Genomic DNA, 21,874 nt, shown 5'->3' on the forward strand with positions numbered 1-21,874 from the left:
GGGACGGGGCCGCACCGGGATCTTCTCCGGCGGCCTCCGGTGTACCGCAAAGCCGCACGCCGTAGGATCGGCCCATGGCTGCCCCTGTCTCCGAGGCGGATCTCGAGTCGCCTCGCTCGTACGCCCGCCCCGTCGACGAGGTCGCCGCGGCGCTCAGAACCAGTGCCGACGGCCTGAGCTCGGATGAAGCAGGGCGGCGCCTCGACGCGGTGGGGCCGAACGTCCTTCCCGAGGCCAAGCGCACGCCCGCGTGGCTGCGGTTCCTCTCGCACTTCAACGACACGCTGATCTACATCCTGCTGGCCGCCGCCGCGATCAAGGCGGTCATGGCGGACTGGCTCGACGTGTGGGTCATCCTCGCCGTCGCCATCATCAACGCGGTGATCGGGTATGCCCAGGAGGGGCGCGCCGAGAAGGCTCTCGCGGGCATCCGCGGCATGCTGTCGTCGGATGCGAGCGTGCGCCGAGACGGCTCGTGGCGGAGTGTGCCCGCCGCCGAGCTCGTGCCCGGCGATGTCGTGCGCCTGTCACCGGGCGATAAGGTTCCGGCCGACCTCCGGCTCGTCCAGGCGAGCCAGCTGCGCATCGACGAGGCGGCGCTGACCGGCGAGTCGGTACCGGCGTCGAAGCACACCGATCCGGTCGACGCGGATGCCGGCGTCGGCGACCGGGCGTCGATGGCGTTCTCCGGCACGATCGTGTCGGCGGGACAGGCCCGCGGAATCGTCACGGGCACGGGCGCTCGTACCGAGATCGGCAAGATCCAGGAGCTCGTCGGGGGCGCTGGAGCCCTGACGACGCCTCTCACGAAGCAGCTGGACGCGTTCGGGCGGGTCCTGACCCTCGTCATCCTCGGGATGGCGGCCGCCATGATGCTCGTCGGCCGATTCGTGCACGGGATGCCGTTCGGCGAGCTCGTCTCGGCCACGATCGGTTTCGCGGTGGCGGCGATCCCGGAAGGGCTGCCGGCGCTCGTGACGATCACTCTGGCGATCGGTGTCCAGCAGATGGCCCGGCGTCGCGCCATCACGCGGAAGCTTCCCGCTGTCGAGACGCTGGGCTCGGTGACGACCGTCTGTTCCGACAAGACGGGCACGCTGACGAAGAACGAGATGACGGTGCGGCGGATCGTCACCCCGGTCGCCCGCTACGACGTCTCGGGGCTGGGCTACGAACCGGCGGGCGAGATCGAGCGGACCGACGGGGACGGGCGTTCCGGCGGTGATCTGTCGGCCGTCCTCGCCGTAGCGGACCTCTGCAACGACGCGAACATCGTCTCGGATGACGACGGTTGGAAGCTCGTCGGTGAGCCGACCGAGGGTGCGCTGCGCGTCGTCGCGATGAAGGGCGGACACGACGGTGAGGCAGAGGGCGTCCGTCGCGTGGACGTGCTCCCGTTCGACTCGGAGAACAAGTTCATGGCGACCCTGAACGAGGGCGCCGACGGGTCGCGCGCTCTCCTCGTCAAGGGCGCGCCCGACCGGCTGCTCGACCGCTCGACGCGCCAGCGCGGGGCCGCGGGGCCGGAGGAACTCGACCGCGAGTTCTGGGATGCGGTCATCGCCGAGCTGAGCGCCGAGGGCCTGCGCGTGCTCGCCGCCGCGCGCAAGCCGTCGCGCCTCGACGAGGTCGGGATCGACGACGTCGATGAGCTGGAGTTCCTCGGCCTCTGGGGCATCCTCGACCCCCCGCGGCCCGAGGCCGTCGAGGCGATCGCCGACTGCCACCGGGCCGGCATCCGCGTGAAGATGATCACGGGCGACCATGCGGGAACGGCCGTCGCGATCAGCCGTGAGATGGGGCTGGTGTCGGATGACGAACCCCGCGTGCTCACCGGCGGCGAGCTCGAGTCGCTCAGCCAGGAGAAGCTGAAGGATGTCGTCCGCGACGTCGACGTCTACGCGCGGACGAGTCCCGAGCACAAGATCCGTATCGTCCGAGCGCTCCAGTCGCACGGCGAGGTGGTCGCGATGACCGGTGACGGCGTCAACGACGCCCCCGCGCTCACCCGCGCGAACGTGGGAGTCGCGATGGGGATCAAGGGCACCGAGGCGACGAAAGAAGCCGCCGAGATCGTACTCGCTGACGACAACTTCGCCACCATCCGTTCCGCGATCCGCGAGGGGCGCCGGATCTACGACAACCTGCGCAAGTCGATCGTGTTCCTGCTGCCCACCAACGGGGCCCAGTCGCTCGTGATCCTCGTCGCCGTCGTCTTCGGGTTGGCGCTGCCGTTGTCTCCCGTGCAGGTGCTGTGGGTGAACATGGTCACGGCGGTGACGCTCTCGCTCGCCCTCGCGTACGAGCCGGCCGAGCCGGGGATCATGTCGCGACCGCCCCGGTCGAGCGGCGGGTCGATCATCTCGCTGCGCGAACTTCTGTTCGTCCTCATCGTGTCGGTGATGATCGGGGGAGCGACGCTCGCGGCGTTCGCGATCGTTCGAGCAACGGGCGCCGAGCTGGATGTCGCCCGGACGGTCTCGGTCTCCGTACTCGCGCTCGGCCAGCTGGCGTTCCTGTTGAACTGCCGGTTCTTGCGCCGTTCGAGCCTGACCCGGGATGTCCTGCGCGGCAACCGGGTGATCTGGTGGTCGGCTGCAGCCCTCGTCGGCTTGCAGCTCATCTACACGTACGTGCCGTTCATGAACGCGCTGTTCGACTCGCGGCCGCTCTCGGCGCAGGCCTGGCTGCTTCCGCTGGGGTTCGCCGTGGCGATCTTCTTCGCGGTCGAAGGGCTGAAAGCGCTGTGGCGCGCGCCGGAACTCGATGCAAACGCATAGGAACGACAGAGGGGAGCCATGGCGACGGGCCGCTAGCGTGAGATCAGCCCACCTCCCCCCGGAGGGGCACGACACAGGAGGACCCATCATGATCCGCGCCACTGCCGTACCCCGTTCGCTCCGCGTGACCGCCGCCGCGGCGTCCGTCGCCGGCCTTGCGCTCCTCGCCGGCTGCGCGGGCCAAGCCGAAGGCGAGCAGCCCGCATCAGGCACGGCGCCCTCCGCCGACGCGACGACCGAGACCGGTTCGAGCAGCCCGAGCGGTTCGTCGGGGGCGACCGGCGGCACTTACACCGACGGCACGTACACGGCCGAGGGGACCTATCAGACCCCCGAGGGCCCCGAGACGATCACCGTGACGCTCACGGTCGAATCCGATGCCGTGACCGCGGTCGAGGTCACCGGTGAGCCGACCCGCCGCGAGAGCAAGCAGTACCAGTCGCAGTTCATCGGCGGCATCTCGGATGCCGTCGTCGGCAAGAGCCTCGACGACGTGAAGGTCGACCGCGTGGCGGGCTCGTCGCTCACGAGCGGTGGTTTCAACGCGGCGGTCGAGGAGATCCGCACCGACGCGGCAGCATGATCGTCGCGACTGCCGGCTTCGGGCGGTGGGAGTTCGGCGCCATCGGAACCGCGTGGTGCGTCGACAGCGAGGTGCCGCTGCGTGACGGCGATCGGTCAGCGGTGATGTCGCTCGTGGAGTCGTTCGATCGGGACTGGTCGAGATTCCGCGCGGACTCGACCGTGAGCCGGCTGGCGTCGGGCGGATCGGTCGCGGCGCCTCCCGACGCCGCGGCCTTGCTGGCGCTGTACGGCGACCTGGCCGACGTCACGGACGGCGCGGTGAACCCGCTCGTCGGTGACGCACTCGCCCGGCGCGGTTACGACGGCTCGTACTCCCTCCGCGATCGCGGGGCGATGGCCGCGCCGGACCGGTGGCGCGATGTCGTCGAGCTGGCGGACGACCGACTCACGCTTCACAGCCAGGCGACGATCGATGTGGGCGCGGTGGGCAAGGGTCGCCTCGTCGATCTCGTGATGTCGGAGTTGCGGCGGCGCACGGCCGGCTGGCTCGTCGTCGATGCGAGCGGCGACCTCGCGATCGACGGGGTGCAGCAGCGTGTCGCGCTCGAGCACCCGTATGACGGGTCCCGGGCGGTCGGAGTCTGGACGCTTGACGCCGGGGCGCTGTGCGCCTCCGCGACCAACCGTCGAGCGTGGGGCGATGGTCTGCATCACGTTCTCGACGCGCGCACGGGCGAGCCGGTTCGGGAGTACGCAGCGACGTGGGCGGTCGCTTCGGACGCCATGACGGCGGATGCCGTCGCCACAGCCCTCTTCTTCGACGGCGGCCCTCGCTTCGCGGAGCGCAGTGAGGCCTCGTGGGTGCGGATGCGCACCGACGGTTCCGTCGAATGGTCACCCCACTGCGAAGCGGAGTTGTTCGTATGACATCCCTGACGGCCCTTCGAAACCGAGCCGTCGGCGCGCTCGGACGCGTGTCGATGTACCGATTCGTCCTCCTGGCCCTCTCCCTGCTCGCGGTCATCGCCTTCGTGCTGACCGTCGCCGGTCAGATCGCGGGCGATCCGCTGGCTCTCCCGGTGTCGCTCGTCGTCCTGGCCGGCGCGATCATCGTGGTGGATGCTGTAGCGCAGCGGCTGCTCGGCCGAACGTGGCGCATCGAATCGGCGGTCATCACCGCGCTCATCCTGCTGTTCGTGCTGCGTCCGACGCTCGATCCGGCGGGGATCGCGGGGCTCGCGGTCGCCGGGGTGGTCGCCTCCGCATCGAAGTACCTGCTGGCCTGGCGTGGGCGACACATCTTCAATCCCGCCGCCGCCGGAGCAACGGTGCTCACTGTGCTCAGCATCCCGTTCCCCGACCTGGGCGCGTCGGCGTGGTGGGTGGGGTCGCCCGTTCTCGCGGTGCCCGTCATCCTTCTCGGCGGTCTTGTGCTCGTGCGCACGGAGAAGGTGCGGGTGGTCGCGGTCTTCCTCGTCGTCGCGGTCGCTGTCGCGCTCGTGCGGACGTTCGTGCAGTACGCCCAGGTCTCGCTCCCCGTCGATGCGACCGTCATCGGGCAGGTGCTGTGGTCGTCGCCGTTCCTCTTCCTCGGTGCGTTCATGCTGTCCGAGCCGCTGACCCTTCCGCCGCGTCGGAGGCAGCAGTACGCGGTCGCTGCGCTGGTGGGCGCGCTGGCGGGCTGGCCGATCCTCATCGGTGACGTCAGTCTCGGACAGGAGCGCGCGCTGCTCATCGGCAACCTGCTCGCGTTCCTCTTCGCCTACCGCGCCGCGGTGCGCCTGACCTTCGTCGAACGCACAGCGCTGACCCCCTCCGTGCGGGAGCTGACCTTCCGCGCTCATCGCGGCTTCCGATTCCGTCCCGGACAGTACCTCGAGCTCGAAGTGCCGCATCGCCGTCCCGACGCGCGGGGCACGCGGCGCGAATTCTCGATCGTTTCGGCGCCCGCGGAGCTGCCGGAGGTGCGGATCGCTATCCGCGAGGGTTCGCAGTCGAGCTATAAGAAGGCGCTCGCACTGGTCGAGCCCGGTCGCGATCTGCCCGTCACCGGCGTGTGGGGCGATTTCGTGCTGCCCGCACGGACCGATGCCAAGGTGCTGCTCGTCGCGGCCGGCATCGGGGTGACTCCGTTCGTGTCGCAGTTGCGCGAGATGCGTCTGGCGGGGGAGCGGCGGGATGTCGTCATGGTCTACGTGGCATCGGATGCCGACGAGCTGGCCTTCCGCGATGACATCATCGCTGCGGAGATCCCGGTGATGGTCGTGACGCGAGACGAGCCTCGGAACCTGCCCGACCACTGGACGTGGACGGGCGGGGCGCGGCTGACCGCGGCATCTCTCGCCACGCTCGTGCCGGACCTCACCGAACGGCACGCGTTCATCTCGGGACCGCCGCGGCTCATCGCCGACCTCGCCCCGGCGCTCTCGAAAGCGCGGTCGCTCACCACGGACGCCTTCGCCGGATACTGAATTCGCAGTGCGTGTCGAGATCGCGCGACGCATCAGAAGGGTCGCGACGCATCAGAAGGGTGGTGCGAGATCCGGCGGCGGCCCGCCGGTTCCGACGCGAGATCGCGGTGGGCCGGAGGTGTCGATGGTGAAGCACACCGCGGGTATGGGAACGTCTTCGCGGTAGACCCGGCCGAGGGGCGAGGTCCATTCGAGGACCCCGCCGCCGACCTGCCTGACCTCCCACTTGGTGAACTGCTTCATGGAGTGGTGCCGCTGGCAGAGGTGGGCGAGGTTGAAGATGTGGGTGTGCCCACCGAGGGCGTAATCGACCGTGTGGTCGAGTTCGCACCGGATCGCGGCCCGCCGGCATCCCGGGAACCGGCAGTGCTGATCCCGAGCCATCAGGAGCTTCTTCATCGACGCGGTCGGCCGGTAGGTGTCGATCTCGACGGGAGTACGGCTGACGGGGTCGATGAAGAGCCGGTCCCACTCCGACACCTGCCCCGCGAGCTCGCGCGCCGTTTCGGCATCGACAAGCCCCGCACCCACGGCTTCGGCGGGGTTCTCGTCACGCCCCATCAACGTCTCGGCGGTGACCGCCACCTGCACGCGTGCCCGGATCGCCCCGAGCCCACCAGCCCGATCGATCCCATACGTCGGGTCAACGACCGGCGCCCCGCCGAGCACCAGGTCGCCGAGGATGTCGGCCCGCAGCTGATCCATCGTCCGCGTATCGGCGGGCTCGCCCGCCCCGACGGCATCCGCCCCGGCGGCATCCGCCCCGGCACCCGCACCCGCACCCGCATCCGCATCCGCACCCACGGTCCGGGCGTCCTTGACGGACTGTCCCATCTGCGTGAGCCGGTCGAGCATGCCCACCGCGATCACGGTCGGGACGGTCGCGATGACATCCGACATCCCGTCCGTTCCGTGCGAGACCCGCACACACCGCCCGGCGGCGGCGTCGCGGTGCCGGTCGGTGAACGTGCGCTCATGAAGTCTCTCCGCGAGGGCACGCAGCGCCGGTTTCACCCGGGTGGCGATGTCGCGCTCGCACACCGCGATCGCCGCGACCTCGAACTCGCCCCGCACCTCATCGGGCAGCCCGGTTCCCGCTGTGACGACCGCGTCGACGTGGTCGCGGGTGATCCGCCGCTCCTCCCACGCCGAGAAGACGGTCGGGTAATCGTCGACGATCGTCAGCGCATGGTCGATGTCGGCCTGCAGGCGCCTGTCGGTCCGCCGGGCCAGCCCCGCAGCTTCAGCCGCGACCGACCGCAGCTCCATGTCCGAGGCCATCCCACGCACTCCGTCACGGCGCGCCTCACGCAACGCGGACCGGCCCAGCTCGGCCAGAGCCCGCACCGAAGCGACATCCGCGTCATGCACCAGCGCGAGCGCCTCGCCGTAAGCCGCGATCGCGGGGCCGTGCGGCGAGACCTCGATCTCGTCCGAGCCGCCACCCCTGTTCGCTGACATGTTCCCATTGTGGCAGCGGGGTCAGACATTCACATCGAACATAGCTACGAAATGCAAAACTCGTCAGACCCCACCCCTGGGGAGGAATCGCCGACCGGCTCAGCCGCCCGCCCGACCGCGCTCGTCGATCTCGGAACAACGGTGTTCGACAGCACGTGCGATGTCATCCACCGCGCGCCACAGCGCCGTCGATGCATCCGTCGGCGACGGGCTGGCATCCCCGCGGAGACGGCGCTTGAGGAGGTCCTTCGCTTCAGCGCGTTCGATGTCGGCGGCGAGCTCGAAAGCGAGAACGTCGAAGTCGCGCTCCGCATATCCGTCTACGGTCGCTCGTACTCTGCCCAGCTGCGCATCGTCGCTCTCGAGGTGCAGGTGAGTGCGGAGCGCTGGGTCGTACGGTGTCGCACCGACGTAGGCGATGTCGCCTGTCGCCGCGTCGACCCAGACGTAGATCCATGAGCTGGACGGCTGCACCCGCCCGCGGCGGACCGCCACGATCCGCGGCTCACCGAGCGTCACGGCATCTCCTGCGTTCCGCTCGCCTGCTCATTCGTGGTCGGTCCCGTCCCGGCATCCGACGGCTCGCCCGTCTCCGGGGCGGCCGGTCTCGCGGTCAGGCGCAGTTCGAAGGTGGTCGAGCCGGGCTCGCTCTGCACGGTGAGCGAGCCTCCGTGCGCGGCAACGATCGCGCGCGCGATCGACAGGCCCAGCCCTGTGCCGCCGGTCTGACGCGCGCGGGAGCGATCACCGCGTGAGAAGCGTTCGAAGATTTCGTCAGCCACGGCGGGGTCGATACCCGGGCCGTCGTCGTGCACCGACAGGATCGCCGTGCCGTCCGCAACGCGCACGGAGGTGGTGACGGTGGTCCCCGCCGGGGTGTGCACGCGGGCGTTCGCCAAGAGGTTCGCGACGACTTGCGTGATGCGGGTGGCATCCGCGGCGACGATGACCGGATCGTCGCCGACGTCCAAGCGCCATTCGTGGTCCTGGCCCGCGGCACGCGCGTCGGCGACGGCATCGACCGCGAGCGCCGTCAGGTCGACGGTGCCGTAGACGAGCTCCTGGCCCTCGTCGAGGCGGGCGAGGAGCAGCAGGTCTTCGACGAGCCTGGTCATGCGCAGCGACTGCGCCTGGATGCGCTCGAGGGCGGCCGTCGTCGTCTCTTCGACCCCGGGCACGCCCTGGCGCATCGCGCGCAACGAGAGCTCCGAGTATCCGCGGATCGAGGCGAGCGGGGTGCGCAGCTCGTGGCTGGCGTCGGCGACGAACGACCGCATGCGCTCCTCGTTGCGCTGGCGTGCGATGAGGGATGCGTCGACATGGTCGAGCAGCGTGTTGAGGGCGGCGCCCACGCGGCCGATCTCATCATGGTCGTCGGTCTCCTCTGCGGGCACGCGCTCGGTGATGGAGACAGCGCCCTGCGCGAGGGGGAGCGACGCGACCCTCGTCGCGGTGTCAGCCACAACGCGCAACGGCCGGAGTGAGCGCTGGATGACAACCGCGATCGCCGCGCTGAGGAGGAGCAGGCCGCCGACGGTCACGATCGTGATCGTGGTGACGACGATTGCGACAGTCGTATCGACCTGTGCGAGCGGAAGAGCACCCAGCCCGGTGATGTCGCCCGCTTTAAACGACACGACGCGGAACGCGCCGAGATCGCCGATCTCGATCGTCGCCGGAAGGGCGCTGAGGTCGGTCGAAGCCAGATCGTTGAGCTCCGCGGTCGTGAGGCTGCGCACTCCCTCGTCGCCGTCGAAGGTCGCGCCGGTGACGGGACCGCGCGGGTCCTGCACCAGCAGCGTGTAACCATACGGGAGACCCGTCGTGCCGGCGATCGTCTCCTCCGCGGAGCGCACACGCACGACGTAGCCGCTGCTGTCGAAGAGTTTGAGCCCGCGCGTGAGCGATTCGGCGTTGGTGGTGACGGTTGAGACCAGCACAGTTCCGATCGTGGTCGCGAGCCCGACGGCGCTCGAGATGAGCGTCAGCGCGACGACACCGACCACCGTGACCATCAGCCGCGTCTGCAGCGTCCAGCGCTTGCGGGCGCGCCGGTCCGTGCGCCCGTGCGCGCCGGCGCCATCCGGGGCGGACGTCACTGCGGAGCTTTGATCATGTAGCCCACACCCCGGACGGTGTGGATGAGCGGCTCGCGACCCGCATCGATCTTCTTGCGCAGGTACGAGATGTAGAGCTCGACGACCGAGGATCGCCCGCCGAAGTCGTAGTTCCACACGCGGTCGAGGATCTGGGCCTTCGACACCACGCGGCGCTGGTTTCGCATGAGGTAGCGCAGGAGCTCGAACTCGGTGGCGGTGAGCTCGATGCTCGTCCCGCTGCGTTCGATCTCGTGCGAGTCCTCGTTGAGCGTGAGGTCCCCGACGCGTAGCACGGGGTCGGCGCCACCGGCTGTCGCGGTTCCGGCGCGCCGCATGAGACCCCGCAGCCGTGCGACGACCTCCTCGAGACTGAAGGGCTTCGTGACGTAATCGTCGCCGCCCGCTGTGAGCCCAGCGACGCGGTCGCCCACGGAATCCTTCGCGGTGAGGAACAGCACGGGAACATCGTCGCCGGACTGACGAAGGCGCTGCAGCACCGACATCCCGTCGAGGTCGGGCATCATGATGTCGAGCACCATGGCGTCCGGCTCGAATTCCCGGGCGAGCGAGAGCGCCTCGAAGCCGGATGCCGCGGAGCGGACCTCCCAGCCCTCCATCTTCAGTGCCATCGAGAGCAGATCGGTGAGCATCTGCTCGTCGTCGACGACGAGGATGCGCAGCGGGGAGCCGTCGGGACGCTGCAGTGCCGTGGGAGCGGGAGTGGTCATGAGCCCATTGTGAGGCGTTCGCTATGGAGAAGCTATGGACGATGCTATGTGCGCGCTGTGAGCTCGGGATGTGGCATACGGTGACGTCATGACGAACGTTGAGGCGGCGGTGTATGTCGACGGGTCGCGGATCGGCGACGGTCTGGCGCCGCGCGACGCCGCGGTGCTCGCGCGCGAACGGGGCGGCTTCGCGTGGGTCGCGTTGATCGACGTCGACGACGCGCAGATCGAGTCTCACGCGGCCGAGCTGGGGGTACCTCCCATCGCGGTCAAGGAAGCCCTCCGCCCGCATCAGCGGTCGATCTTCGAGCGGTACGGCGACCACGCCTTCGTGGTGCTGCAGCCCGCGCATTACGACGATGCCTCCGAGACGGTCCGCTGCGACGAGATCGACGTGTTCCTCGCACCGCACCTCATCGTGACCGTGACGCGCTCGGATCGCATCGACCTCAGCGAGCTCCAGGGTCGTCTCGACAGCCACCCGGACCTGCTCCGCCGCGGCCCGGCATCCGTCATGTGGGTACTCGCGGAACTCGTCACGACCGGTTACCGCGTCGTGCTCGACGGCGTCGAGAACGACATCGACGAGATCGAGGATCAGCTGTTCGGCGACGACCCCGGAGTGTCGAGGCGCATCTTCGACCTGCAGCGGGAGGTGATCGACCTCGCTCACGCCACGACGCCGCTGCCGGACGTCCTGACGCGGCTCGCTTCGACCCTCACGGATGCCGCGGCCGGCGCCGAACCGGCCGGATGGGACGACGTCCGCGGCCGCGCGCAGTACGTGGCGGAGCGCGTGCAGTCGATGCGACACACGCTCGACGACGCGTTGACGATCCACGCGACCCTCGTCAACCAGCGGCTGGACGAGAAGATGGCCGACCTCACCGTCGTCCAGGTGCGCCAGAACGAACAGGTCAAGAAGATCTCGTCGTGGGCGGCGATCGGATTCGCCCCGACGTTCGTCGCGAGCGTTTATGGCATGAACTTCAGATTCATGCCCGAGCTGGACCAACCGTGGGGCTACCCGATGGCGCTCGGGCTGATGGTGCTCCTGAGCGCCGGTCTCTACGGGATCTTCAAGCGCAACGACTGGCTCTGACGTCTCGTCGTCGCGTACAGCGAAGGCCCCGCCGAGCGGAGATGCTCGACGGGGCCTCGTGACCTCAGGAGTGGGGTCAGTGCGTGTCTTCGGCCTCGACCTCGGAACGGTCTCCCGACCACAGCGTATGGAAGGTGCCGTCCTTGTCGATGCGCTTGTAGGTGTGCGCACCGAAGAAGTCGCGCTGGCCCTGGATGAGGGCTGCCGGCAGGCGCTCCGCACGCAGGCCGTCGTAGTACGACAGCGACGAGCTGAAGGCGGGAGCGGGGATGCCGGCGCCGGCCGCGGCCTGCACGACGTGGCGCCACGCGTCCTGGGCGCGGCCGAGCGCCTCGACGAAGTACGGCGCGGTCAGCAGGACGGGGAGCTCGTCGCCGGTCGCGTACGCGTCGGCGATGCGGTTGAGGAACTGCGCGCGGATGATGCAGCCGCCGCGCCAGATCTTCGACACCGCGCCGAGGTCGATGTTCCAGCCGTACTGGGCAGCGCCGGCACGGATCTCGTCGAAGCCCTGCGAGTAGGCGACGATCTTGGAGGCGTAGAGCGCGAGGCGCACCTGCTCGATGAAGGCGTCGGCGTCCTCGACCGTGAACGACGCGTCGTCAGGGCCGGGCAGCGAGCCGGACACGTCGCGCTGCTCGCGGTGGCTCGAGAGCGAACGCGCGAAGACGGCCTCCGCGATGCCCGAGACGGGCACGCCGAGGTCGAGCGCGGTCTGCACGGTCCACGCGCCGGTGCCCTTGGCACCGGCCTGGTCGACGATCACGTCGACGAGGGGCTGACCGGTGGCGGCATCCGTCTGACGCAGCACCTCGGCGGTGATCTCGATGAGGTACGACTCGAGCTCGCCGCGGTTCCACTCGGCGAAGATGTCGGCGATCTCGGCGGGCGATTTGCCGGTGCCGCGGCGGATGAGGTCGTAGGCCTCGGCGATGAGCTGCATGTCGGCGTACTCGATGCCGTTGTGCACCATCTTCACGAAGTGGCCGGCGCCGTCGTGGCCGACGTGCGTCACGCACGGCTCGCCCTCGGCGACCGCGGCGATCGACTTCAGGATGGGGCCGAGGGTCACCCACGACTCGTCGGGGCCTCCGGGCATGAGCGAGGGCCCGAGGAGGGCACCCTCCTCACCACCGGAGACGCCCATGCCGACGAAGTTGAAGCCGGCCTCGCGGACCGCCTTCTCACGACGGATGGTGTCGGTGAACAGCGAGTTGCCGCCGTCGACGATGATGTCGCCCGGCTCGAACACCCGCATGAGCTCGTCGATGACGGCGTCGGTGGGGCGACCCGCCTTGACCATGATGATCGCGGTGCGCGGCTTCTGCAGGTTCGCTGCGAACTCCTCGTAGGAGAAGGCGGGGATGAAGTCCGCCTCGGGGTGAGTCTCGATGAGCTCGTCGGTCTTCGAACGCGACCGATTGAACACGGCGACCGTGTTCCCTTCGCGGCTCGCGAGGTTGCGGGCGAGGTTCGAGCCCATGACGGCGAGTCCGACCACACCGATGTTCGCGGAGCCGGACCCGGCCTCGGCGGGAGCGCTGCTCTCGTCGGGGGTCGGGCGGTCGACCTCCTCGGGACGCGGGGCGCCCTCGTGGACCGTGGCCGCTTCGTGCGGCGCCTGATCCTGATCGGTCGAGGGTCCTGTCGGTGAGGGGGTCGACGCCATGCGTAGCTCCAGGTTCGCGTGCGGGTGGGGTGGCCAGGTGCTGCGAGAGAGCCCGGCTCTCTCGCCACTTTATCCGTTCGGGAGGCCGGCCGGAGCGGCTTGCGACAAGGCGTCGACACGTGCGACCGCGTCGGATGCGGCGCGGGTGATGGCGGCGGCATCGCGTGCTCGGACGGCGGTCCGCGGCAGCATCCACGAACCGCCGACGGCGGTCACCTGCGGGTGCGCGAGATAGGCGTCGAGGTTCGTGGCGTCGATGCCGCCGGTCGGCACGAACCGCAGGTCGCCGAAGGGGCCGGCGAGAGCACGCAGGGCGGGGAGGCCGCCCGAGGTCTCGGCGGGGAAGAACTTGACCGTGGTGATCCCGGCCGCGAGCGCCCCCATGATCTCGCTCGCGCTGACGGCTCCGGGAATGAGGGGAACCCCGAGGTCGGCGGCGCGGTCGGCGACCGCGGGGTGGAAGCCGGGGGAGACGAGGAAGCGGGCACCGGCGGCGACGGCGGTGTCGACCTGGGCGGGCGAGACGATCGTGCCCGCGCCGACGAGCACGTCGCCTCGTTCGGCGATGGCTTCGATGGCGGCCGGTGCTGCGGGGGTGCGGAAAGTGATCTCGGCCACCGGGAGCCCGCCCTCGGCGAGCGCAGCGGCGATGAACAGGCCCTCGTCGGCGGTGTCGGCCACGACGACCGGAACGAGGCGGTGGCGGGCGATCTGATCGAGAACAGCGACCATGATGTTTCTCCTCGGGGTGTCCATCGTCGGCCGAATGATCATATCATTGAGTCTCGGCGACGCTGCTGCCCGCCGGACACCCGACGATGGGCCCCTATGAAGATCCTCGCTCTCGAAGCCAGCACCACCTCGGCGAAGACCATGCTCTTCGACACGGACACCGGCGCGGTCGCCGTTCGCAGCCGCCGGTTCGAAGTCGATGGGCCCGATTCGGCCGTCCGAGATGCCGACGCGATCTACATCCAGCTCATGGCCCTCGGTCGCGAGGCCGCAGCCGGCCAGCGGATCGACCTCATCGTGCTGAGCGGCACGTGGCACGGCCTCACCCTTCGCTCCGACGACCTCTCGGCGGTCACCCCGGTGATGGAGTGGCCCTACACCGGCGCGCAGGACCTCAGCGCCGCCCTCCGTGCGGACGACGACTTCACGTGGTGGTTCTACGAGCGCACGGGCTGCATGGTCAATGCCATCTATCCCGTGTTCAAACTTCAGCACCTCCGTGCGCAGGGGCTCGACATCGACGGGCTGCTGGCCCTCGACCAGGCCAGCCTCATCTTCGCTCGGATGACGGGTGAGGTCTGGACGAACGATTCCCTGGCCTCAGGCAGCGGGCTGCTCTCCGCCACCGATGCGACGTGGGACAGCGAGGTCATCGACCGGTTCGATCTCGGTCGCGTCCGGCTGCCCGAGCTGCACGAGACCACTGCCACGGCGCCCCTGTCGGCCGAGGCCGCGGTGCTCCTCGGACTCGCCGCGGGCATCCCGGTGCTCACCCCCGGCCCGGACGGCGGCTTGAACCAGATCGGCGACCTCGCGACCGAGCCCGGCGAGATGACCTTCTCGATGGGGACGAGCGGCGCCCTCCGCGTCGCGTCGCGTCATCCGGCGTTCTCGCCCACGCTGAGCACCTGGTCGTACCGCTCGCCGCTCGGTGCGCTGAGCGGCGCAGCGACCTCGGGATGCGGCAACTGCGTCGACTGGGCGCGCGACCGCCTGTTCGGGGCTTCGACCGACTACCTCGACATCGAGCCGTCGCTGTCGACCGACCGGGTCGACCTGCCCGTCTTCCTGCCCTTCTTGTTCGGCGAGCGGAGCCCGGGCTGGCAGGACCAGCGCCGCGGCGGCTTCGTCGATCTCGCGCCGGCACACTCGCGCGTGGACATGTACCAGTCGGTGCTCGAGGGCATCGTGTACTCGCTCTACCACTGCTACAAGGAGCTCACCGCCCTCGGTGGGACGCCTCGTCGCATCGTCCTCTCCGGCGGCGTCCTGTCGTCGCCGTTCTGGACGCAGCTCACGGCCGACGTGTTCGGGGTCGAGATGCAGGTCTCGGCGCAGCAGCACACCTCGATCGTCGGTGCGGTGCGGATGGGGATGCTCGCGAGCGGGCTCGACCTGCGGCATCCGGCCTTCGACGACGTCGAGGTGCGGACGATCACGCCTCGTGAGCAGCACCGAGATCGATACGACGAGGGGTTCGCCCGGTACCTCGATCAGTATCAGCGCACTGTGCCCGGATCGTTCGAGGCAGTCCGATGAAGGTCCTGGTGACGCCGACGTCTCTGTGCCGCGACCCGCACGGCGCATCGCTCCGCCGCCTCCGCGAGCAGGTCGGCGAGGTTATCCTCAATCCTCACGGGCGGCCACTCACGGCGGCGGAGCTCATCCCGCTCGTCGCCGATGTCGACGGCATCATCGCCGGGCTCGACGAATACGACGGGGCCGTCTTCGCGGCCGCGCCCCGATTGCGTGTTCTCGCTCGCTACGGGGTGGGTGTCGACCGGGTCGACCTGGACGCCGCCGCGTCGAGAGGCGTCATGGTCACTCGGACTCCCGGCGCGAACGCGATCGCGGTCGCCGAGCTCGCGATCGGCCTCGTGCTCGCCGCAGCGCGGGGCATCCCGCGGCTCGACGAGGCGGTGCGTGCGGGGGAGTGGCCGCGCCTCGAGGGCAAGGAGCTCACGGGCACCACCGCGGGGGTCGTGGGCTTCGGCGCCATCGGCCGCCTGGTCGCCGAGCGTGCGCGAGGGCTCGGTATGGAGGTGGTCGCGTACGACCCGATGCTGCCCGACGAGGCGTTCGCGCAGGCCGGGGTCGAGCGGGTCGGCATCGACGAGCTGTGCCGCCGCAGCGATGTGGTGAGCCTGCACGTCCCGCTGCTGCCCGAGACCCGTCATCTGCTCGATGCGCGCCGACTGAGCCTGCTGCCGCCGGGAGCGATCGTCGTCAACACCGCGCGAGGCGGCCTGCTCGACGAGGCCGCGGCGCGCCGCGCACTCGACGAGGGGCGCCTCCACGGGGTCGCCGTGGATGTCTACGAGACCGAGCCGCCGTCCAGTTCGCCGCTCGTCGGGCATCCCGGCGTGGTGGCGACGCCGCATGCGGGAGGGCACACGAGCGGTGCCGTGCAGCGAATGACGGATCAGTCGATCGATGCGCTGCTGGCGGCGCTGCGCGGCGAGCAGCCCGACGGCCTGGTCACACCAGCGCCCGGACCTCGCTGAGGACCGCGTCGACGTAGCCACGGGTGTGGCGCTCCGCACCGTCGGCGTCGCCGCGCGCGATCGCCGCGGCGGTGCGCACGTGGTTGTCGAGCGCCGCTTCGTAGGGGATCGCGGGAGTGAGTCCCACGTCGGAGCGCCCGGCGATGACGGCGGCGATCGCCGCCTTGTTCGCGGCGAGCATGAGGTTGCCGCTCATGTCGAGGATGAGGTCGTGGAACTGGATGTCGACCTCGAGGTACTCCGGCGATGCGCCCTTGCCGCTGCGACCGAGCTCCTCGAGACGCGCCGCGAGGCCGAGGAGCTGCGAGCGCTGCACGTCGGTGCCGCGCTGGGCGGCCAGTCGCGCGGCGATCGGCTCGACGGCGGACCGCAACTCGTTCACCACGACGATCTGGTGGTCGCGGCGCGGTGATGCGAGCTGCCAGCCGATGAGGCGGGTATCGAGCGCGCTCCACTCGTTCGTCGGCGTCACGGTGAGACCGACGCGTCGGCGCGACGAGAGCATCCCCATCGCCTCCAGCACCCGAACCGCTTCGCGGATGACGGTGCGGGAGACCCCGAACTCGGCTTCGAGGTCGGCCAGAGTGCATACCGACCCGGGTGCGAGCTCACCCGACGCGATACGCAGCCCGAGGGCGTCGAGCACGGATCCGTGGGATGCCTGCGCCATGACGCCTCCGATAAATACGATCAGTGGTTGTAAAAGATACGATCATTGTGCGAGGATCGCTCTGCTCCGCTGCCGTGGCACGGGGCAGCTCGAATCCTAACGCGGGACGATCCGCGGGGCTCAGCCCTCGGTCGTCCGCTTCCCGACATCAACGGAGATACCGATGGAAGACTGGACCCAGACCCTGGGTGCCGGACCGCTGCTGCTCATCGCAGTCGGCGCGATCGCCCTCATCCTGTTCCTGATCATCGTCTGCAAGGTCCACGCCTTCCTGACGCTGATCATCGTCTCGCTGCTCACCGCGTTCGTCGCGCAGGTGCCGGTCTCGGCGATCGCGAAGACGCTCACCGATGGATTCGGTGGGACACTCGCCGGAGTCGCCCTCCTCGTCGCCCTCGGCGCGATGCTGGGCAGGCTCATCGAGCACTCCGGCGGCGCCAAGGCGCTCGCCGACAAGTTCGTCGAGGTCTTCGGCGAGAAGCGAGCACCCTTCGCGCTCGGCATCGCCTCGCTCATCCTCGGCTTCCCGATGTTCTTCGACGCGGGCCTGGTGATGATGCTCCCGATCATCTTCGCGATCGCCCGCCGCGTCTCGAAGGCGAACGTCCTGCTCTTCGGCATCCCCGCCGCCGCGGCGTTCTCCGTCATGCACGTCTTCCTGCCGCCGCACCCCGGCCCCGTCACGGCGACCGAGGCGTACGGAGCCAACCTCGGTCTCGTCCTTCTCCTCGGCCTCGTCGTCGTCTTCCCCGTCTGGTACGTCTCCGGTTACCTGTGGGGCAAGTTCATCGCCGCGCGCATCCCGCTGCCGGTGCCGGCTCTCTTCGGCGAGAAGGATGACGACCAGCCGGCGAACCCGCCGCGTCCGCTGACGATCGTCCTGCTCCTGCTCCTGCCGATGTTCCTCATCTTCATGAACACGGGGCTCACGACCCTCGCCTCCGCCGGCGCCGTGTCGACGGACGACCTGTGGGTCCAGGTGCTGGTGCTCCTCGGCAACTCCTTCGTGGCTCTGCTCATCACCGTCATCGTCGCGACCTTCGTGCTGGGCACGCGCCGCGGCGAGAACGGCACGGCGCTCGAGAAGGTCGTCGACTCGGCTCTCGGTCCTGTCGCCTCGGTCATCCTCATCACCGGCGCCGGCGGCATGTTCGGCGGCGTCCTGCGCGCCTCGGGCATCGGCGACGCGCTCGCCGACACGCTGTCCGACCTCGGCCTGCCGATCATCGTGGCCGCATACGTCATCGCCGTCATCATCCGCCTCGCGCAGGGGTCGGCCACCGTCGCTCTGGTGACGGCAGCAGGCCTCGCGGCGCCGGCTGTCGCTGCGGGTGACTTCAACCCGCTCCAGGTGGCCGCCATCGTCCTGGCCACCGCGGCCGGCTCGGTGTTCGCCGGACACGTCAACGACTCGGGCTTCTGGCTCGTGGGCCGCCTCATGGGCATGGACGTGAAGACGACCCTGAAGACGTGGACCGTGCAGCAGGCCATCGAGTCCGTGACCGCGTTCGTGCTCGTGCTCGGTCTGTTCGGGCTCGCGTCCCTCATCTGAGCCGCTGCTGACGGCTCTGCCCTGACGTTAAGGAGTTCCGATGTCCTCTCTGTTCGATGTGACCGGACGCGTCGCCCTCGTGACGGGCTCGTCGCGCGGGCTCGGGCGCTCCCTCGCGCTCGCGCTCGCCCGCGAAGGCGCACGTGTCGTCGTGCACGGCCGTGATGCCGAGGCGGTCGAGCGCACGCGGCGTGAGGCCGCCGAAGCCGGTTCGCCGGAACCGGTGGCGGCGGTCTTCGACGTCACGGATGCCGCTGCCGTCGAGGCGGGGGTCGCGGCCATCGTCGCCGAGGTCGGGGTGCCCGACATCCTCGTCAATAACGCGGGGATCCAGCGGCGGGCCCCCTTCGCGGAGTTCTCGGTGTCCGACTGGGACGAGATCGTCGCGGCCAACCTCAACGGCGTCTTCTACGTCGCGCGCTTCGTGGCCCCGGGAATGGTCGAGCGCGGGTCGGGGAAGATCGTCAACATCGCCTCGGTGCAGTCGGCGCTGGCGCGCCAGACGATCGCGCCGTACTCGGCGACCAAGGGCGCGGTAGCGCAGCTCACGAAGGGGATGGCGGCCGACCTCGCTCGACACAACGTGCAGGTGAACGCGCTGTCGCCCGGCTACTTCGCGACCGAGATGAACCGCGCCCTCGTCGACGACGCCGATTTCAGCGCGTGGCTCACGCAGCGCACCCCGGCACAGCGCTGGGGCGACTTCAGCGAGCTCGATGGGGCCCTGCTCTTCCTCTGCTCGGATGCCTCGAGCTTCGTGTCGGGGCAGAACATCTTCGTCGACGGCGGCATGACCGCCGTCGTCTGATCCGGAAGGACCGCCATGCGCGCAGCGCACATCCATGGAAAACAGCACATCGAGATCTCGGACGTCCCCGAGCCGTCGCCCGGCGAGGGAGAGGTGCGGATCCGGGTGGACTTCGTCGGCATCTGCGGGTCCGACCTCCACTACTACTACGAGGGTGCCAACGGGGCTTTCGTCGTGAGGGAGCCGCTGATCCCGGGGCATGAGCTCAGCGGCCGCATCGATCTCGATCCGACCGGGGAGTGGGAGTCCGGCACGCCCGTGACGCTTCACCCCGCCACCTTCGGCCGCAAGGTCGAGGCGATCGCCGACGACCCGCACCTCTGGCCGGGCGGAGCGTATCTGGGCAGCGCCTCGACGACGCCGCACACCCAGGGCGCCCTCGCCGAGCTCATCGTCGCCGATCGGTCCATGGTGCGACCCCTCCCGCCGACGCTGCCGGTCCGTCGTGCCGTGCTGGCCGAGCCGCTCGCGGTCGCCCTGCACGGGCTGAGCAAAGTAGGCGACGTCGCGGGTGCGCGGGTCCTCGTGACCGGTGCCGGGCCGATCGGACTGCTCGCGGTGGCAGCGGCGACCGCTGCCGGGGCGGCGGAGGTGCACGCCACCGATGTGCTGGCCGGACCCCTCGACCGTGCGAGCCGACTCGGCGCGACCCGAACGTTCGACGTCACCACGGAGCAGCCCCCCGCCGACGCCTACGACGTCGTGCTGGAGTGCTCGGGCGTCGCGGCGTCGGTGTCCGCCGCGTTGCGCGCCGTGCGGCCGGCGGGGCGCGTCGTACAGGTGGGCATGGTCCCCAACGAGCCGCGACCGGTCAACCTGGCGCCCTTCATCTCCAAGGAGGTCGTCTACGTCGGCACGTTCCGCTTCAAGGACGAGATCGACGAGGCGGTGCGCCTCCTCGACGAGCGACCCGAGATCGAGCAGGTGATCACCCACGTCGTCGACGCCGCCGACATCGTCGAGGCGTTCGCGACGGCGAGGGACTCGGAGGCGTCCGGCAAGGTCGTCGTCGCGGTCTGGCCCGCCTGAGCTCGACACGAAAGCGCGAGGCGCGCCACCTCACCCGGTGGCGCGCCTCGCGCTTTCGTCGATCGGGCCGTCGCGGCGACGCCCGCGGGCGGGTCAGCCCTTGCGGTAGCCCTGTCGTCCCATCGCGAACAGCGCGAGGCTGACGGAGACGATCGACCCGAGCGTCATCGCTCCGATGACCCACAGAAGCACGTGAGAGAACCAGCCGTATTCCATTTTTCCTCCGGGCGTAGACGACGTCTCACCCACCCTACCCAGCGCTGGTAGAGTAGGGGTGTACTTCGGCGAGGGATGCCGCGTGCCCGCTGTGCGGGAACCGGGATCCGTGATCGACGAGGGTGTGTGCAGGACGTTTCCTCTCCACGCGCTCGCGTTCGCGTCGAACCCGCATACCGCTGAGCAGGGCCCCGGGCCCACAAGGAGAAACGCATGTCCACCGAGACCGACACCAAGGTCGTTGCAGAGACGCGCACCAACTTCGGCAAGGGCTTCGCCCGCCGTCTGCGTGCCGCCGGTCAGATCCCCGCCGTCATCTACGGGCACGGCACCGACCCCGTGCACGTCGCCCTGCCGGGCCACCAGATGCTGCTGCTCGTCCGCCGCGCTAACGCCGTCATCGAGCTGACCATCGACGGCAAGGAGCAGCTGGTCCTCGTCAAGGACGTCCAGCGCGACCCCGTGCGCCAGATCATCGAGCACATCGACCTCCTCGTCGTGAAGAAGGGCGAGAAGGTCCAGGTCGACGTTCCCGTCGTCGTCACCGGCGAGCCGTTCTCGGGCACCATCGCGACGCAGGACGCGTCGTCGATCACGCTCGAGGTCGAGGCCACCCACATCCCCACCAACGTCGAGGTCGACGTCGAAGGCCTCGAGGACGGCGCGCGCATCACGGCCGCCGACCTGACGCTGCCCCGCGGCGCCACGCTGGTGACCGACCCCGAGACGCTCGTCGTCGCCGTGTCGGTCCCCGCAGCGACGCTCGCCGCCGTCGACGAGATCGAGGCCGCCGACGAGGCGACCGCCGCCGAGCAGTCCGACGAGGCTGAGGGCGACGAGAAGTCCGAGTAATACTCACCCCTGCGGAGCCCGTTCTCACCTCGTGAGGACGGGCTCCGTCGTTCGAAAGGCGCGCCATGGCGGATACCTGGCTCATCATCGGTCTCGGCAATCCGGGGCCGCGCTACGAGGCGACCCGGCACAACATCGGCCAGATGGTCATCGACGAACTGGCGAGCCGGCGCGGTGAGACGCTTCGTTCGCACAAGGCCAACGCCTGGGCAGCCGAGTCCTGGCTCCGGCCCGGTGCTGCCAAGATGGTGCTGGCCAAGCCGAAGACGTTCATGAACGTCTCGGGAGGCCCCGCGGCTGCGCTGGCCTCCTTCTACGGCGTCGACCCGGACCACGTCGTCGTGGTCCATGACGAGCTCGACATCCCCTTCGACACCATCAAGCTCAAGACGGGCGGCGGCCACGGCGGCCACAACGGCGTCCGTGACATCGCCAAGGCGCTCGGCACCCCCGAGTTCGCGCGTGTCCGCGTCGGGATCGGGCGGCCCACGGGGTCCCAGGATCCGGCCGACTGGGTGCTCGACCCCTTCTCGGCGACCGAGCGCAAGACGCTCGGCATCCTTGTCTCGGATGCTGCGGACGCGGTCGAGGCGGTCGTGGGTGATGGTCTCCTCGCCGCGCAGCAGCGCTTTCACGCACCGCGCTGAGCACGCTGCCCGGGCACGGCGAGGCGCCC

General features: G+C 69.7%; 20 protein-coding genes. 12 read left to right on the forward strand and 8 right to left on the reverse strand.

Going from position 1 to position 21,874, the window contains the following annotated elements; translation table 11 throughout:
• Nucleotides 1-74 precede the first annotated feature (74 nt).
• The 4 genes from ABIC53_RS03885 (at nt 75) to ABIC53_RS03900 (ending at nt 5,776) form a co-directional block, all read left to right on the forward strand.
• The gene (locus ABIC53_RS03885) at nt 75-2,780 is read left to right on the forward strand and encodes an HAD-IC family P-type ATPase (protein WP_274179527.1); all 2,706 of its coding nucleotides are present in this window, start codon (nt 75-77) and stop codon (nt 2,778-2,780) included.
• A gap of 88 nt (nt 2,781-2,868) precedes the next feature.
• Complete coding sequence (locus ABIC53_RS03890; protein WP_274179526.1) at nt 2,869-3,363, forward strand: FMN-binding protein; 495 nt, start codon at nt 2,869-2,871, stop codon at nt 3,361-3,363.
• A complete protein-coding gene (locus ABIC53_RS03895; protein WP_274179525.1) occupies nt 3,360-4,232 on the forward strand; it encodes an FAD:protein FMN transferase in 873 nt (290 codons plus the stop codon). Before ABIC53_RS03890 ends, ABIC53_RS03895 begins: the two co-directional genes overlap by 4 nt.
• Entirely contained in the window at nt 4,229-5,776 is a 1,548-nt protein-coding gene (locus tag ABIC53_RS03900) for an FAD-dependent oxidoreductase (protein ID WP_274179524.1), read from the forward strand. The genes ABIC53_RS03895 and ABIC53_RS03900 overlap by 4 nt, the downstream gene beginning before the upstream one ends.
• A gap of 51 nt (nt 5,777-5,827) precedes the next feature.
• Here ABIC53_RS03900 and ABIC53_RS03905 read toward each other — a convergent pair whose 3' ends face one another.
• The 4 genes from ABIC53_RS03905 to ABIC53_RS03920 all read right to left on the reverse strand — a co-directional run bounded on the left by ABIC53_RS03905 (nt 5,828) and on the right by ABIC53_RS03920 (nt 10,064).
• On the reverse strand, nt 5,828-7,237 hold the full coding sequence (locus ABIC53_RS03905; protein ID WP_354450503.1) for an HNH endonuclease signature motif containing protein: 1,410 nt from the start codon (nt 7,235-7,237) through the stop codon (nt 5,828-5,830).
• A 99-nt stretch (nt 7,238-7,336) separates the two neighbouring features.
• Nucleotides 7,337-7,756 (reverse strand): hypothetical protein, encoded by a 420-nt coding sequence (locus ABIC53_RS03910; protein WP_274178007.1) that lies wholly within the window; start codon nt 7,754-7,756, stop codon nt 7,337-7,339.
• A complete protein-coding gene (locus tag ABIC53_RS03915; protein ID WP_337994947.1) occupies nt 7,753-9,336 on the reverse strand; it encodes a sensor histidine kinase in 1,584 nt (527 codons plus the stop codon). Before ABIC53_RS03915 ends, ABIC53_RS03910 begins: the two co-directional genes overlap by 4 nt.
• Nucleotides 9,333-10,064, reverse strand: coding sequence for a response regulator transcription factor (locus ABIC53_RS03920; RefSeq protein ID WP_274178006.1), 732 nt, complete (start codon nt 10,062-10,064; stop codon nt 9,333-9,335). Before ABIC53_RS03920 ends, ABIC53_RS03915 begins: the two co-directional genes overlap by 4 nt.
• A gap of 88 nt (nt 10,065-10,152) precedes the next feature.
• Here ABIC53_RS03920 and ABIC53_RS03925 point away from each other — a divergent pair, with 88 nt between their 5' ends.
• Complete coding sequence (locus ABIC53_RS03925) at nt 10,153-11,166, forward strand: magnesium and cobalt transport protein CorA (protein WP_274178005.1); 1,014 nt, start codon at nt 10,153-10,155, stop codon at nt 11,164-11,166.
• Between the two features lie 76 nt (nt 11,167-11,242).
• On the opposite strand, the gene gnd is transcribed toward ABIC53_RS03925, so the two are convergent.
• Both gnd and eda read right to left on the reverse strand, forming a co-directional pair.
• Complete coding sequence (gnd, locus tag ABIC53_RS03930; protein WP_274178004.1) at nt 11,243-12,835, reverse strand: NADP-dependent phosphogluconate dehydrogenase; 1,593 nt, start codon at nt 12,833-12,835, stop codon at nt 11,243-11,245.
• 69 nt (nt 12,836-12,904) lie between these two features.
• Nucleotides 12,905-13,567 carry a bifunctional 4-hydroxy-2-oxoglutarate aldolase/2-dehydro-3-deoxy-phosphogluconate aldolase gene (gene eda / locus ABIC53_RS03935; protein WP_274178003.1) on the reverse strand — a complete coding sequence of 221 codons (663 nt, stop codon included), beginning with the start codon at nt 13,565-13,567 and terminating at the stop codon, nt 12,905-12,907.
• A gap of 96 nt (nt 13,568-13,663) precedes the next feature.
• Here eda and ABIC53_RS03940 point away from each other — a divergent pair, with 96 nt between their 5' ends.
• Together ABIC53_RS03940 and ABIC53_RS03945 are read left to right on the forward strand one after the other, a co-directional pair.
• Nucleotides 13,664-15,106: a gluconokinase gene (locus ABIC53_RS03940; protein ID WP_274178002.1), complete on the forward strand. Its 1,443-nt coding sequence runs from the start codon at nt 13,664-13,666 to the stop codon at nt 15,104-15,106.
• Between the two features lie 8 nt (nt 15,107-15,114).
• Nucleotides 15,115-16,071 (forward strand): phosphoglycerate dehydrogenase, encoded by a 957-nt coding sequence (locus tag ABIC53_RS03945; RefSeq protein WP_274178001.1) that lies wholly within the window; start codon nt 15,115-15,117, stop codon nt 16,069-16,071.
• On the opposite strand, the gene ABIC53_RS03950 is transcribed toward ABIC53_RS03945, so the two are convergent.
• Nucleotides 16,046-16,741 carry a FadR/GntR family transcriptional regulator gene (locus ABIC53_RS03950; RefSeq protein WP_114589581.1) on the reverse strand — a complete coding sequence of 232 codons (696 nt, stop codon included), beginning with the start codon at nt 16,739-16,741 and terminating at the stop codon, nt 16,046-16,048. The two genes, ABIC53_RS03945 and ABIC53_RS03950, sit on opposite strands and share 26 nt — an antisense overlap.
• Nucleotides 16,742-16,904: 163 nt before the next feature.
• On the opposite strand from ABIC53_RS03950, the gene ABIC53_RS03955 reads away from it, so the two are divergent.
• Genes ABIC53_RS03955 through ABIC53_RS03965 form a run of 3 tightly spaced genes read left to right on the forward strand, consistent with a single transcriptional unit; the run spans nt 16,905 to nt 20,130 of the window.
• On the forward strand, nt 16,905-18,293 hold the full coding sequence (locus tag ABIC53_RS03955; protein WP_274178000.1) for a GntP family permease: 1,389 nt from the start codon (nt 16,905-16,907) through the stop codon (nt 18,291-18,293).
• Nucleotides 18,294-18,333: 40 nt separating this feature from the next.
• Nucleotides 18,334-19,101 carry a glucose 1-dehydrogenase gene (locus ABIC53_RS03960; protein WP_112618007.1) on the forward strand — a complete coding sequence of 256 codons (768 nt, stop codon included), beginning with the start codon at nt 18,334-18,336 and terminating at the stop codon, nt 19,099-19,101.
• A 15-nt stretch (nt 19,102-19,116) separates the two neighbouring features.
• Entirely contained in the window at nt 19,117-20,130 is a 1,014-nt protein-coding gene (locus tag ABIC53_RS03965; RefSeq protein WP_274177999.1) for a zinc-binding dehydrogenase, read from the forward strand.
• A gap of 93 nt (nt 20,131-20,223) precedes the next feature.
• Here the strand turns inward: ABIC53_RS03965 and ABIC53_RS03970 are convergent, their stop codons facing one another.
• Nucleotides 20,224-20,346 carry a hypothetical protein gene (locus ABIC53_RS03970; protein WP_274177998.1) on the reverse strand — a complete coding sequence of 41 codons (123 nt, stop codon included), beginning with the start codon at nt 20,344-20,346 and terminating at the stop codon, nt 20,224-20,226.
• Nucleotides 20,347-20,559: 213 nt separating this feature from the next.
• On the opposite strand from ABIC53_RS03970, the gene ABIC53_RS03975 reads away from it, so the two are divergent.
• Entirely contained in the window at nt 20,560-21,198 is a 639-nt protein-coding gene (locus ABIC53_RS03975; protein ID WP_269266094.1) for a 50S ribosomal protein L25/general stress protein Ctc, read from the forward strand.
• 65 nt (nt 21,199-21,263) lie between these two features.
• Nucleotides 21,264-21,845 carry an aminoacyl-tRNA hydrolase gene (gene pth, locus ABIC53_RS03980; protein WP_274177997.1) on the forward strand — a complete coding sequence of 194 codons (582 nt, stop codon included), beginning with the start codon at nt 21,264-21,266 and terminating at the stop codon, nt 21,843-21,845.
• The last annotated feature ends 29 nt before the right edge of the window (nt 21,846-21,874 follow it).

It is taken from the genome of Microbacterium sp. 1262 (genome assembly GCF_040544895.1).
GTDB classification, from domain to species: Bacteria; Actinomycetota; Actinomycetes; order Actinomycetales; family Microbacteriaceae; genus Microbacterium; species Microbacterium plantarum.